We start from the raw sequence: 13,941 nt of genomic DNA, 5'->3' as shown, positions 1-13,941 counted from the left end.
GGACGGCGGGCAAGTCGAACCGCCCCGTGCGGCAAGCGCTCAGGCGCTGCGGTGCCGCGCTGACTCGCCGCTCGCCGGCAACGCCATCGGACGAACGCAATACGCCTGGGCGTCGGCCTTGGCCTGGGGCTTCACGCAATACGCCTGCGCATCGCCCTTCGCTTCGGGTTTCACGCAATACCCCTGGGCGTCGCCTTTCGCCTCCGGTTTCACGCAATACGCCTGCGCATCGCCCTTTGCCGCAGGCCGCACGCAGTAGGCGGCGCCTTCGCCGAACTCGTATGCGGCCAAGTCGCTACTGCGCGCCGTCAGCGCGAGATGACGCGCCTCGTCCTCGCCGCCGTCGATACCGCTATACGGATCGTGATGGATCAGATAGCCGAAGATCCGTTCGCAATCGGCGCTATAGCGCTGCGTGTCGAGAATATGCATGTGCCAAAATTCGTCCACTTCCTTGCTCGGCACGAGCGGTGCATGGGGATATTTCGCCGCCAACTTGAGAAACTGCCGATACCCCGCTTCGGCTCGCTCGATCGTGCGCAACGCCAGCACGCCATCGCGCCGGTGCATGAGCTTGGCCTTGATCCGGCCGAAGTCGAGCGCGTCGATGGCGTCGTACATATCGGCAACACCCCGTTTCGTGGTCTGCATGATGCTTCCTTCTAGACATGGTGGGAGCCCTGTGGTCGATTGACGTCGGCTCCCGTTGTTGGCGGTCTCGCTAGCTCGAGACCGGAAGCCGCCACACGTCCAAGAAAACTTTCGACGTCGTCGGCGGGAATGGGACGGCTGAAGAAGTAGCCCTGCACCTCGTCGCAGCCTTCCTTACGGAGAAAATCGATCTGCGCTTGCGTCTCGGCGCCTTCGGCGATCACGGATAGGCCCAGGCTATGGCCGAGCGCGATCACCGCACTCGTTATTTGCGTGTCGCTATGACTGTCGGGCACATTGCGGATGAACGAGCGATCGATCTTGACGGTATCGATGGGGAAGCGATTCAGATACGCGAGGGACGAATAGCCGGTGCCGAAATCGTCGATCGAGAGCCGCACGCCGGTGCGTTTGATCGTGGCAAGCCAGCGCGCCGCTTGCTCAGGATGGCGCATCACCATGCTTTCGGTCAGTTCGAGTTCGAGAAACGCGCCTGGCAGCCCGGCATCCTCGAGCGCCTCCAAAATGCTTTCGTGCAGCCGCGGATCGGCGAATTGCCGCGCCGACAAATTCACCGCCACATGAATCGGACCCATCCCCCGAGCCCGCCACTGCGCCCCCTGCCGGCAGGCCTCGCGCAACACCCAAGCGCCGATCGGCACGATCGCGCCGGTTTCCTCCGCCACCGGGATGAAATCGACGGGCGATACCGAGCCGAGCACCGGACTGTTCCAGCGCAACAATGCCTCCACGCCCGTGCAATGGTTCGAGCGCAAATCGATACGGGGCTGATAGACGAGCGTGAATTCGCCGTTATCGACTGCATGCCGCAATTGAGCTTCCATCTCCACGCGCCGATGCAGCGACATGCTCATCTGCCGCACATACATTTGATAGGTATTCTTGCCGCGCTGTTTCGCCCCATACATCGCCATGTCGGCGTGCTTGAGCAAGGCCTGAGCATCGTCGCCGTCGCCAGGGAATGAACTCACGCCAATGCTCGCGCTTACTTGGAGTTGCGAGCCGCCGATCGTGAATGGCTGAGCGAGGGCCGCCTGAATTTCGTCGATCGTCTCGATGACGACCGTCAACCCGTCGCTCTCCTGCTTGACGAGCACGACGAACTCGTCGCCGCCGAGGCGAGCGATCATGTCGCTGTGCGTCAACGCGCCATGCAAACGCGCCACCACCGCCCGCAACAGCAAATCGCCGACGTTGTGCCCCAGCGAATCGTTGACGTCCTTGAACCGGTCCAGATCGATGAAGAGCACGTGCAACGCGGTGGCGTCCGCCCGTGCATGCGCGAGCAGCGCATCCAAATGCTCCCGGAACATCAAGCGATTGGGCAGGCCCGTCAATGCATCGTGCGTAGCCAGGAAATGCAAGTTCTCCTCGGCTTGGCGGCGCTGCAGGAAGTGGCTCATCTGGCCGACGATCGAGCGCGCCACCACCAGCGCCTGCGGTTCGACATGGCGTCGTTCGCGCGAATAAAACTCGGCCACGCCGACTACGACCGAACCCATCCGCAATGCGAACGAGAAAGTGGTGGCGATGCGAGCATCGACGAGCCACCCCGCCGCATCCGCCGGGCGCAACGCAGTCCAACACGGCGCCGGCGGGGCCTGCTCCTCGCTCGTCGCACTGGGCGCATAGGCCAGCAGCCACGCTTCCAGTTCGCTATCGAGCGCGGCCGACGTGGCGCACAGCAATTGCTTGATGCCCGAGGGCGTCGGACGGAAAGCGCCGCCGTCCCAACCCATGCCCCGGACGATCGATTCGATCAGATGCCGGCATACGTCGAACTCGTTGCCGGCGGTCGCAAGATAGAGCGTGAACGTATGCTCCAATTCCCTTGCTCGCTCGATCGACTTCTGCTTCGTGATTTCAAGCGCGGTGCCGCGCAAGCGGAGCGATCCGGTGGCGCCGTAAGCATGGCCGATCACGCGCAGCCACCCGCGCCGGCCACGCCGGGAACGATAGCGGCACTCGATCTCGAACGCATCGCGCGTCGCTGACGTCGCGCACGCGCGCTCGATCAGCAAACGCCGATCCGGCGCCTCGATCGTTCGCAGCAGCGCCCTGAGGGTTTGGGTTTGGCATGGCGAACCGATCAAGCGCGCCATCTCTTTGGACAGATGCGCCCGACCCTCATCCACATCGACGAGCCAATCGCCGAGATGCGCAATGCGCTGTGCCTCGGCGCGTGCTGCCTCGCTCTCGCGCAGATCGTGCGTCATTTGATCGGCCAGCTCGACCGCTCGGACCCTCGAGGTCGACAACGCGTACGCCAAGACCGCCAGCAACGCGCTGATCAGTAGCCCCGAGATCAACGCGAGATTGGGCAAGACCCGCTGTGTGCCGCTCAGCGCGCCGACATCGGCCGAAAATTCGATCACCCAGCGTCGCCCGGCAAAGGGTTGCTCTGCGCGCCGTTGCAGCCGATACGGCTTCGCCGTGCGGACCGCTTGCGGTGCGAACGGGGCGATCGGCGCAGCTACGGCCGCCGCGCGCATCGGAGCGCGCGTGAGCCCCCCGGTCGTCGCGGCGTGATGACGCGCCACGCCGCTCACGCTGTCGTACAGCAGCGATTCCTTCGAGGGCGGTGTCGCCGGGCCGCGCAAACCGCCGGCGTCGTAGATCTTGAACTTGATGACGCGCAGCGTGTTGGCGCCGAGCACCCCGTCCATCATGTCGTTGACGCGGATCCCAGCCCCCACGGACCCGATATAGGCACGACGGCGCTGCGCGACCGTGGAAACCTCCGTTCCCTTGCGATAAACGGGCATGCGCATCGCCAATCCGACGAACGGCGCACCGCGCTCGTCGAAGATCAATCGGCCGCTGCTGACCGGTTCGCCCGTATCGCGCAACGCTTCCATTGCCGCGCGCCGCTGCGGCGTCGCATCCATGTCCAGACCAACCGCCTCGCGGTTGACGCCGAGCGGCTCGAGGTAGGTCAGGACGTCATAGCTGTCGCGGATACCGGGCGGATGAATCGAAAAATCGATCCCCTCATGCTGCAAAATCGGATCCTTGCGCTGCGCCGAGCTGAATGTATCGGCATCGGCGGCGCGAACGAAAAACGCATAATTCAATGTCTGGAATCCGGGATATCGCCCCGGTAAATCCAGCCCATCGACAAAATCACGAAAGTTCTGCCGCGTCACCTGCGCGTCTTCGCCGAATAATGCGCGCATCGTGACCAGCACGTCCGTATAAAGGCGCACGCGAACGGCAATTTGCTGCTCGACGCTGCGAGAATCGTTTTCAAACCGCAGTCGGGCCTCCCGATCCACGAACTGCTGGCACAGCGAATAAACGGTGACCGTGGCGGCCAACGCAAGCGCGAGCACGCCGAGTGCTAAACCCTGGGCAAACCAATCGCGATAAGCGTGCCTCATGCGTTCGAAAAAAGGTCCCACATCCGCTCCCCAACCGCAGCCCCCAAACCCAGCGCACCAGCACCAGCACGAGTTCGACGCGCGCATGCTGTCCGCATAGGCCCAGGCGGCTGCGCCTTTCGGGTCCGCAACGCATTGCGTCGCATTGTGTTGATCGATCGCCGGACGTGTCGTATTCAGCAACATGTCGAACTGCGGCGTGCGTGCTTAGTAAAGGGAGCGCCAAGGCAAAACTACCCGAAATCATTCTCAGGCGTTCCGTGGATCATGTTCGATGTTTTATGACTGTATATGTACGAACAATGACGCACGCCAACTTTGATGCAAGTCAAAGAAACCCAACCCATAAACACACGCCGTGAAATTTCTTAGGTCGACGGTTAAAAAATGGGGAAATTCGAAATAAACGTTTTGTTAAAAGGCGGCGTAGCAAATTACCCCTAGAACAGGTGCCGCAGACCGACTGACACGACAGTTTGAGAATTCGAGCTTGCCGCCGGCAGGGAAAATAATTGCGCGCGCACGCCGCTACTCGCACGCAACATCACCGCGCTGCCATATATATCGGTGCGTTTGGACAGCGCGTAATCGATACCAGCCGCGATTTGATTCCAATGGGCATCGCCGAGGTTCGAATACGCGAAGCTACCCGCCACCGACAGAGCGAAGCTCAGCGAATACTTCACGCCTCCTTCTGCCGTGCGTAGCGACGCACTCGCGCCATCCTGCCGAAAATCGACGATGGTATAGAGCGCGTGCAAAAACGCAGGCCCCCATTGATAGCCCGCACCGAAACCGGAAACCGTCAACTTGTCGAACACCTTGAACGGCGAGAGCAGTCCTTGCGGTCCCGTGCCGACGAGCGAAGCGCCGAGCACGCTCGTGCCGATACCGAAAGGCGTCGCGACATTGTGAATACCCACATACGCCGCACCGGCGCGAAACGACCCGCGCGCGTAGGTCGCGCCAAAAGCCACCGCACTGTTCGCGACGAAATTGCCCGGTTGACCGCCAAACGAATAGAGTGCGCCGAACTGAAATCCGGCGATCTCGGGCGTGACGTAGCGAACCGCATTATCGACGCGTTCCGCGCCAAGACGGTCAAGATCGCCCAGGTGAAATGCAAAGACCGACGGCGTGAGCGAGGCCGCCGCAAATTGCGTCAGGTTCGTCGCCATGAAGTCGTACTGCCGGCCAAAGGTCAATGTCCCGAACCGGTCGCTCGATAGACCGACGAACGCTTGCCTTCCGAATTCGAGGCCGCCTTGCGAAAAACGTCCGTCGTTGATCGTGAAACCGTTTTCGAGGCGAAACAGTGCACGCCAGCCGCCGCCGAGCGCCTCCACGCCGCGCATCCCCCAGCGGTTGGATTGCCCGACACCGCTCGTCTGCGTCCATGTATGCTTGCCGCCCTCGTTGGAGACATACGCGAGCGCGTCGTCCACGATGCCGTAGAGTTGCACCGTCCCTTGCGCGCAGGCGTCGCTCGTCGCCCATAGCAGCACTGCACCGCAGAATAGCTGGGTGGTTTTTGCTCCGCGCCAGCGCGCACGCCGATCACACGAACCGCACGATTCGAACATTGCGCCTCCGTTGAATGTCGCCGCCAAACCGATATACGGCCGCGCTTTCGAGCATCACACATCAGCGCAAGCGCGCATCGTCGCACAGAAAATCCAAGAAGGTCCTCACCTTCGGGGAGAGGTACTTGCGATGGCGATAAACGCCATAGAGCTTGGTGCCGAAAAAGCGATAGTCGGTCAGCACCGCTACCAATGCGCCCGCTTCCAAATCGCGCGCAACCAGCACCTTCGGCAAGAACGCGAGCCCCATGCCTTCTAGCGCGGCCAGCCGTAGCAACGATTCGTTGTTCGTCTGCAAGACAGGATCGAACTTCAGTGCTTCGAGGCCCCGGGGTCCTTCGACCTCCAGCGTATTATTGGCCGGCAGCATCGAATAGCCAAGGACGGTATGACTAGCCAACGCTCGTGCATCGGGGGGCTCGCCCGCCACGCGCAAGTAGGCGGGCGAAGCGACGAGATGGAACGTTACCGGTGCAATCGGCCGCGCGATGAGCGCCGGCCCCAATGAAAGCGGATTGGTCACACGCAGCGCCAGATCGAAGGCTTCTTCGACGAGATTGACGAAACGCCCCGACAGATCCACATCGAACATGACGTCGGGATAGCGCTTTCGATAATCGTTCAACACGCCGACGAAGTCGGGGTTCGCCATCCAAACCGGCACACTGAGCTTGAGCGTGCCGTGCGGCGAGGCCGTCGATTGCGCGACCGCCGCTTCGACGTCGTCCAGTTCGTCGAGCCATTGACGCACGTGCTCGAAATAGGTAGCGCCCGATTCGGTGAGACTCAAATGCCGGCTCGTTCGATTGAGCAGCAGTGAGCCCAAGCGGCGTTCCAGATGCATGACGTGCTTGCTCGCCATCGCAGGCGACATATCGAGCCTGCGCGCCGCCGCCGCGAAGCTTTTCAGTTCGACGGCAAGGCGAAACACCCGCATGCTCGTTAGCGTATCCATCCATCGTCAACCAGGAGTAAATGGTGGATGAATCATAGTCGAGTTGATCGGCGCCGGCAGCAAACGTATCGTTGCGCCATTCACGGACCTTCGCGCCCGGAAATCGAGGGACGCCGTTGGTATGCGCGCCCCGCAATCTTTCTCATCCGTTACGGTAGACCATCATGATCAACGATAAAACCGCGCCGCTCGCCGCGCTCTTGCTGCGCGTCAGCCTGGGTGTGCTGTTTCTCGCGCACGTGGGCCTGAAGCTGTTCGTCTTCAGCGTGCCGGGTTTCGTCGGCTATTTCGCTTCGCTCGGTTTGCCAGCCGTCGCGGCCTATTTGACGATCGCTCTCGAACTATTCGGCGGTTTCGCGCTGATTCTCGGCATTTATGCGCCGTGGGTAGCCGTGCCGCTCGCCGTGGAAATGCTCGGCACGATCGCGCTCGTTCACGGGGCGAACGGTTGGCTCTTCACGAACAAAGGCGGCGGCTGGGAATACCCGATGTTTTGGGCCGTCGCCCTTATCGTGTTGTTCTTGCTGGGCGATGGCGCCTACGCGCTACGCCCGGCCAAGCGCAACGCATAGCGCGCGGCCAACCCTCTCAACGCATGTTGCCCGTATGCCCGAGCGAATACCGCCCGGGCTGCGGCCATACCGTCAGGCCGTGCGGCTCCATGCCGACGGGAATCGACTTGACTGCCCCCGTCGCGGTATCGAACGCATAGACGACATCGTCGAAACGCCCTGAGAGCCATAGCGTCTTACCGTCGGCGCTGACGTTGCCCATATCGGGACTGCCGCCGCCTGGAATCGGCCAGTTCGCCACCACCTGGCGCGTGGCGAAGTCGAGCACCGAGACGCTGCCCTTGCCGTGCCGCGAACCATGCACGTGGTTCGACCCGCGATTGGCGATGTACAGCTTCGTGCCATCGCGGCTCGGATACAGCCCATGGGTGCCTACCCCGGTATGGACGAAGCCGATGCGCTGGAAGCTGTCGCCATCGACGAGATACACGCCGTCGGCCATCATGTCGGCCACGTAGAACACTTTGCCGTCGGGCGAAACGCGAATGTCTTGTGGCATGCCCTTCTTGTGCAGTTCCAGATAACCGACGACCTTACGCTGCACCATGTCGATCTTCGCGAGCTTGCCGCCGAACTCGCAAGTGAAGATCGCGTATTTGCCGTCGATCGAAAAGTCGGCGTGATTGATGCCCTTGCATTCGGGCACGTCCAGGCTCGATAGCAGCCGCATGGTGTGCGGATCGCGAAAATCGAGCCGCGCGTGAGCCTCCGCCACGACGATCGCTTCCTTGCCGTCCGGCGTGAAATACATGTTGTAGGGATCGTCGACCGTCACATCCGGCCCGGGCTTGCCGGTAACCGGATCGATCGGCGTGAGGCTGCCGTCGGCGCGGCCTTCGGCGTTATTCGTCACCCATAGCGTGTGCAGGTCCCACGACGGCACGATGTGCTGGGGACTGCGGCCCACGGCAAACGTGTCGACGACTTTGAACGTCGACGGATCGATGACGTACACATCGTTGGAGCGCAAGTTCGGCACATAGACGCGCGACAGCGCGCCGGCCACGGCGGGGCTCAGGTGATTCGCGCGCGCCTCGCCATATAGATTCGACGCGTCGACCACGCTCGGCATGCCGGGCACTGTTCGTATCGTCGATGTCGATGCCGCTGCCGCGCTTGCCCCGAAGGCGATCGACGCGCCGACGAGCGCCGCGCCGATAGCCGATGCCAAGTGCGTGTACCGAAAGCCTTTCAAGCGCATCTCGCCTCCTATTCAGGGCCGTGGCCGCAGGCATGCGGCGAAGCCCACGTTTCAACGGTCCGCCGTTTCCTTGCGGATAGCCTCGGTCGTGCGGACAACGATTGCATCGATACCTATTCGTCCCAATTCGGCGCTCGCGCGCCGCGGATCTCCACCGTAGACGCCATCGGCCGCGCCAAGCTTCGGCGCGTGGCGCAGCGCATCGAGCCGCACCATGTTCGGGGCGACGGCGAGCAGCAACGATGTATCGGCCAGTCCCGCATGCGTGCCGATCTCGTCGTCGCGATATCCCTTCTCTCGCAGCGTGCGCGCATAGCCGTCCGAGCTCTCGGCGTAATACTCCGGCGGTGCGAAAGCGCGCGCTTTGGAGCCGGCCCATGCTTTGTTCAAACGCGCCACCGCGCGCTTGATGTCGTCCTGATAGCCGCCATGGTCGCCCAGAAATACCACATTCTTGACGCCATGCACTTTGAAGCTGTTGGCCGCCGACTCCAACGTTTTCTCGAAGACATCGTCAGATACCGTGATCGTGCCTGGAAAGCGCATGTGCGAGGTAGGCGGCAAATAGCCGCCCTCGGGAACGTAAGCGATGACCGGCGCGACGAGTGCATTGCCGAGCGCCCGAGCGATGCGTGTCGCAAGAAATTGAGCGCGCGCGTTGTGCTTGCCGAGCGCCACGTAGGGTCCGCTTTGCTCGGTGCCGCCGATGGGGATGATGATCGTCGTTTTCCCCGCGGCGATCTGATCGCGAAACTCCGTCCATGTCAGCGCTTCGAGCTGAACCGTATCGGGTGCTTGCGCGAACGAATGAACTTGCAATACGGACAGGCCGATGCCAATGAAAGCTTTTCGTAACGATAAACGCATGCCGAACTCCGCAATGAAGCTGCAATGATGCGCTGGACAGCGCGTCGATTATGACCAAATTTGTAACGATGATTTCTCCAATTAGGCGTTAACCCTAGCGCCTTCGATCGCTAGACTGCAGTCATCGGTTCCACACAACGAACCCGATGCAACAGCCAGGACAAACAAACTTTGGAGGTAGTTACCATGAAATCGCTCATTCAATCCGTCGTCATCGCCGCCGCTCTGACCGCTCCCGTTGCCGTCTTCGCCCAATCGAGCGCACCGGTGAGCCGTGCGCAAGTCAAGGCCGAGCTCGTGCAATTCGAGCAAGCCGGCGGCGCGCGCAGCTTCAGCAACGACCCGTACTACCCGACGGATGCGCAAACGATCCAAGCGCGAGTCAATGCCCAAAACGGCAACGATCAAGCGGTCGGCGGCGTTCACGCCGGTTCGTCGGCTGCGGGCGCGCCGGTTCAAGCGGGCAATGCCAAGTCGCTGTATTTCGGCAACTAAGTTGAGCCGCCGTGAAGTGGCGCGCAGCGGTGCCCCGCTGGCCGTACAGGTCGAGATGAGGCAGCTTCACCGTATAGAAGCGAAACCGGCTTGCTTCGTCATCACGACGACAAGCCGGTTTCGCGTTTTGTGCGTTCTTCGTATGTCTCCGCCCGCCCGGGTGACCTCGTCCCGCGCGGCAGACTGCGCCGCCGTCCGTTCGTGCTTCGCGCGCAACAACGCATCGATCGCGGCATAATTCGCGAGTGCCGCCTGCCAGCGGCCGCTCACCGCGAGGAAAACCCGAATGCTCCACGATCTAGTCGCGCGCTACGGCCCTGGCCTAGTCTTTGTCAATGCGCTGGCGGCATCGCTGGGGTTGCCTGTGCCCGCCATGCCCACGCTCATTGCATTCGGCGCCATGGCCGCGTTGCACCCGGCGTCGATCGGCGCGCAATTGCTGCCGGTGCTCGTGCTCGCCGTGTTCGCGTCGGTCGCGGGCGACAGCGTTTGGTTCTTTGCGGGCCGCTACTACGGGGGCGCCACCCTCAAAACACTGTGCCGCCTCTCGCTCTCGCGCGATACCTGCGTGAAGAAAACCGAACGCTTTTTCGGCCGCTGGGGGGTGCGCGTGCTGACCGTCTCCAAGCTCGTGCCGGGTTTGTCGCTGTTGTCCGTGCCGATGGCCGGGGCAGTGGGCGTCCCTTTTCGCGCGTTCGTCGCCCACGACGGCATCGGCGCGGCGATCTGGGCGACGCTCGGCTTGGCCGTGGGTGTGATGGTCTCGCGCCAGGTCGATTGGCTGCTCGGCGCCTTCAACCGCTTGGGCCCCCGCAGCTTATTCGTCGTCGCGGCGCTGCTGGCCGCTTACGCGGGCTATCGCTGGCTGCGGCGGCGCGCGCTCAACGCCAAACTCGTCGACGCGCGCATCGCCGAGGACGAGTTGCATGCATTGATGTCGGGCGAACCAGCCCCGGTCGTGCTCGACATTCGCTCCGATGAAAAACGGCAGCTCGAACCGTATGTGATCCCGGGCGCGCAATTGGCGGACGAACGGCGGCTGGACGAGATCATTGCCGCTTATCGCCCCGATCAGAAGGTCGTCATCTATTGCTCGTGTCCGAACGAAGTTTCCGCGGCGTGGATGGCGAAAAAATTGATCGAGGCGGGCTTTCACGATGTCTTGCCGCTCAAAGGCGGCATCGATGCCTGGCGTGACGCCGGGCGGGCCGTCGCCTCGCTGCCGCTTCGCGCGGAGGACGAGGGTCGGGCCGAAGGCCATTCGCCCCCTCGAGCAGCCTAGTCGCGCGCGCTCGACACGTCTTCGGCAAGAAACCCTAGAACCGCGTCGACGAACGCGCGCTCCACTTCGACGTTGGGCAGATGAACGCTTGGCAGCGCGAGATATCGTGCGCCGGGTATCGCCGCGGCAATCGCTTCGCCGTGACTGGCGGCTGTGACCGTATCGTGCTCTCCGGCAATGACGAGCGTAGGCCGATTCACGAGCTCGATGACCGGTCGCAAGTCGGCATCGCGCACCGCGGCGAAGCTTCCGGCCAGCCCTTGCGCCGACGTTTCCAACACCATCTTCCGAAACGCCTCGACCACGGGTAGGCGGGCATCCGCCATGCGCGCCGGAAACCAGTTCCGAATGAACCCTTCGGCCGTCTCGGTCATCTCGATGTCGCGCGCGAGCTCCGCGATTCGGCGATCGAAATACTCGGCCGGGCCAAGATGCGCGGACGTATTGCTGAGCACGAGCCGATCGATGCGCTCCGGTGCATGCACGCCCAGCCATTGGCCGATGAATCCGCCAAGCGACAACCCCAAGAAGTGCACGCGTTCGAGACCAAGCGCGTCCAGCAGCTCGATGACGTCGCGCCCGAAACGATCCAGCGAATAGGCCCCGGCAGGCGCTTGCGAAGCGCCATTGCCGCGCGTGTCGTAACGCAACACGCGAAACCGCTCGGCAAATTCAGGCATCACGCCGTCCCACATATGCAACGAAGTTGCGATCGAATTGGACAGCATCAGTACCGGCGCGTCTTCGCGTCCGTCAAAGCGATAAGCGATGCGGACACCGTCGCCGGTAGTGAAGAACGATAGATCTTCCATAAAGCGTCTCTCCTCGTGAGTCGAATCACTCGATTCGGTACCGGCATCGTAGGCGTGCACCCTCCGAAAAGACATTACAAAGTTTTGATATTCTTTGTAATGCCGCTTGGCGGCCTACTTCCCGGCCCACGCAAGCTGCGCTGCGCGCCATCCTGAAGCGCGCGTTTCGACCGGAGCCATGTCGCCATGAACGAATTCACACTGCACGACCTGCAGTGCTTCGACGCCGTCGTCCGCGCAGGCGGATTTCAAGCGGCGGCCGCCGCGTTGCACCGGTCGCATCCGGCCGTCTTCGCGGCCGTGGCAAGACTCGAGCGACAGTTGGGCCTCGCCTTGCTCGATCGCAGCGGCTACCGCGTGCGCTTGACCGCCGAGGGCCGCGCGCTGCATCGCAAAGCGCAAACGTTGCTGAGCGAATGCGAGGGGCTGCGCACCTACGCCACCCAGTTGGCGATGGGAGAAGAAAGCGCGTTGCACGTCGTGATCGGCGACTTGTGCCCGAGGCAGCCGGCGCTCGAGCTGCTCGCCCGCTTCTTCAGCGGGTGCCCGGGCACGCGCCTGCATCTGCACTTGGAAGCCGTCGCCGGCCCGCAGGAACGCCTGCTCGACGGCGATGCCGACTTGATCGTCCACGCCGTCGACAAGGCCGACCCGCGTATCGAATGGGTCGATATCTGCAAGGTCGCGCTCGTCCCCGTGATCGCCCCGGCGTCGTTACCGCCGGGACTGCCGCGCGCCGTCAGGCCCGAGCATTTGCGCGACCTGACGCAATGCGTCATGCGCGATACCGCGCGCCATACGCCGGCGCGCAACTATTTCGTGATCGAAGGCGCCGCGCAATGCACCGTCGCGGATCAATCGATGAAGCGCGACATCATTCTGCAGGGGCTTGGCTGGGGGCATCTGCCGCGCTATCTGATCGAAGACGATCTGCTGCGCGAGCGGCTGCGCTCTTTGGCCAACCGTCATCTGCCGGGGGCGAGCGAGCAAATCGTCATCGCACGCCGCGCCGACCGGCCTCACGGGCCGGTCGCCGAGCGGCTTTGGCGCTATCTGGCCGAGCGGGCGCCGCGCGCCATCGGCGCGCCCACGGCATCCCGAAAGCAGAGGCGTGCATAAGGAGCGACTGGGCCGGGAGCGATCGGCGATGCTCCGCCAACCCAGCCCATCAGCGCGTTCGATCCATCGGCAGTGCGAATGCGATTGTCCCACCCATGAGACGGTGAGTGTGTACGGTGAGTCTTCTTGCGGACCGTGCATTGGCCTAGACTTCTTAGTCATCGACACCGGCAAGCTTTTATTCGTTCGGCGTCCTAACGTTTCGGAGAAACGATAATGATCGAGATCAGGAAAGCGGCCGACCGCGGCGTTGCAGAACATGGATGGCTCAGTTCGCGGCACACGTTTTCATTCGCCAACTACTTCGACCCGGAGCAAACGGGCTTTTCCGATCTGCTCGTCATCAACGACGATCGGGTCGCCGCGGGCCAAGGCTTCGGCCGCCACCCGCATCGCGACATGGAGATCTTCTCGTATGTGCTCGAGGGCGCGCTCGAACACCGGGATTCGATGGGCAACGGTTCGACGATCGTGCCGGGCGACGTGCAGTTGATGAGCGCCGGCACGGGCGTCGCGCACAGCGAATTCAATCCGTCGGCCGATCACCCCGTGCATTTTCTGCAGATTTGGATCCTGCCTTCCGAATCGGCGCTGGGGGCGCAGCCTCGCTATCAGCAAATGCACGTGAACCCGCAAGAGAAGCGCGGGCAGCTACGTCTCATGCTTTCGCCAGACGGTTCGGGCTCCTCGCTTGCGCTGCGGCAGGATGCGCGCGTATATGCGGCGCAGCTCGACGGCGACGAGACGGTGTCGCTAGCGCTGCCGAGCGACCGTTATGCATACGTGCACGTGGCGCAAGGCGAGGTGACGCTCAACGGCATCAGGTTGACTGCGGGCGACGGCGCGAAGCTGCGTGAGGAGGCGGCGCTGACGCTCGCCGATGGCGATTCGGCGGAGGTGCTCGTATTCGATCTGCGTGCGCGGGAGACGACGTTGAAGTGACGAATCGAAGCCGGGGCACCGCGGCAATCACGCGGGCCCGGCTTCGAGCCGCAGACGATGG

The 13,941-nt window shown here is 62.7% G+C and carries 12 protein-coding genes; 5 read left to right on the top strand and 7 right to left on the bottom strand.

Going from position 1 to position 13,941, the window contains the following annotated elements; genetic code table 11:
• Positions 1 to 39: 39 nt before the first annotated feature.
• The 4 genes from MMB74_RS11520 to MMB74_RS11505 all read right to left on the bottom strand — a co-directional run bounded on the left by MMB74_RS11520 (position 40) and on the right by MMB74_RS11505 (position 6,590).
• Positions 40 to 651: a hypothetical protein gene (locus tag MMB74_RS11520; protein ID WP_277428766.1), complete on the bottom strand. Its 612-nt coding sequence runs from the start codon at positions 649 to 651 to the stop codon at positions 40 to 42.
• Between the two features lie 11 nt (positions 652 to 662).
• Positions 663 to 4,052, bottom strand: a complete 3,390-nt coding sequence (locus MMB74_RS11515) for an EAL domain-containing protein (RefSeq protein WP_277428765.1) — start codon at positions 4,050 to 4,052, stop codon at positions 663 to 665.
• 440 nt (positions 4,053 to 4,492) lie between these two features.
• A complete protein-coding gene (locus tag MMB74_RS11510) occupies positions 4,493 to 5,635 on the bottom strand; it encodes a porin (protein ID WP_277428764.1) in 1,143 nt (380 codons plus the stop codon).
• A gap of 61 nt (positions 5,636 to 5,696) precedes the next feature.
• Positions 5,697 to 6,590, bottom strand: a complete 894-nt coding sequence (locus tag MMB74_RS11505; RefSeq protein WP_277428763.1) for a LysR family transcriptional regulator — start codon at positions 6,588 to 6,590, stop codon at positions 5,697 to 5,699.
• Between the two features lie 164 nt (positions 6,591 to 6,754).
• Here MMB74_RS11505 and MMB74_RS11500 point away from each other — a divergent pair, with 164 nt between their 5' ends.
• Positions 6,755 to 7,162 carry a DoxX family protein gene (locus MMB74_RS11500; RefSeq protein WP_277428762.1) on the top strand — a complete coding sequence of 136 codons (408 nt, stop codon included), beginning with the start codon at positions 6,755 to 6,757 and terminating at the stop codon, positions 7,160 to 7,162.
• A gap of 16 nt (positions 7,163 to 7,178) precedes the next feature.
• Here MMB74_RS11500 and MMB74_RS11495 read toward each other — a convergent pair whose 3' ends face one another.
• A complete protein-coding gene (locus MMB74_RS11495; RefSeq protein WP_277428761.1) occupies positions 7,179 to 8,363 on the bottom strand; it encodes a YncE family protein in 1,185 nt (394 codons plus the stop codon).
• 51 nt (positions 8,364 to 8,414) lie between these two features.
• The gene (locus MMB74_RS11490; RefSeq protein ID WP_277428760.1) at positions 8,415 to 9,230 is read right to left on the bottom strand and encodes a creatininase family protein; all 816 of its coding nucleotides are present in this window, start codon (positions 9,228 to 9,230) and stop codon (positions 8,415 to 8,417) included.
• Between the two features lie 186 nt (positions 9,231 to 9,416).
• On the opposite strand from MMB74_RS11490, the gene MMB74_RS11485 reads away from it, so the two are divergent.
• Positions 9,417 to 9,725: a DUF4148 domain-containing protein gene (locus MMB74_RS11485; RefSeq protein ID WP_277428759.1), complete on the top strand. Its 309-nt coding sequence runs from the start codon at positions 9,417 to 9,419 to the stop codon at positions 9,723 to 9,725.
• A gap of 286 nt (positions 9,726 to 10,011) precedes the next feature.
• Positions 10,012 to 11,007 (top strand): DedA family protein/thiosulfate sulfurtransferase GlpE, encoded by a 996-nt coding sequence (locus tag MMB74_RS11480; RefSeq protein WP_277428758.1) that lies wholly within the window; start codon positions 10,012 to 10,014, stop codon positions 11,005 to 11,007.
• Here the strand turns inward: MMB74_RS11480 and MMB74_RS11475 are convergent.
• Entirely contained in the window at positions 11,004 to 11,819 is an 816-nt protein-coding gene (locus tag MMB74_RS11475; protein ID WP_277428757.1) for an alpha/beta fold hydrolase, read from the bottom strand. The genes MMB74_RS11480 and MMB74_RS11475 overlap by 4 nt on opposite strands.
• Positions 11,820 to 12,005: 186 nt before the next feature.
• Here MMB74_RS11475 and MMB74_RS11470 point away from each other — a divergent pair, with 186 nt between their 5' ends.
• Together MMB74_RS11470 and MMB74_RS11465 are read left to right on the top strand one after the other, a co-directional pair.
• On the top strand, positions 12,006 to 12,938 hold the full coding sequence (locus MMB74_RS11470) for a LysR family transcriptional regulator (RefSeq protein ID WP_277428756.1): 933 nt from the start codon (positions 12,006 to 12,008) through the stop codon (positions 12,936 to 12,938).
• A 216-nt stretch (positions 12,939 to 13,154) separates the two neighbouring features.
• Complete coding sequence (locus MMB74_RS11465; protein WP_277428755.1) at positions 13,155 to 13,880, top strand: pirin family protein; 726 nt, start codon at positions 13,155 to 13,157, stop codon at positions 13,878 to 13,880.
• Positions 13,881 to 13,941 lie beyond the last annotated feature (61 nt).

The organism is Trinickia sp. Y13 (assembly GCF_029522115.1).
Classification (GTDB): domain Bacteria; phylum Pseudomonadota; class Gammaproteobacteria; order Burkholderiales; family Burkholderiaceae; genus Trinickia.
This window is presented reverse-complemented; position numbering and strand designations above follow the sequence as displayed.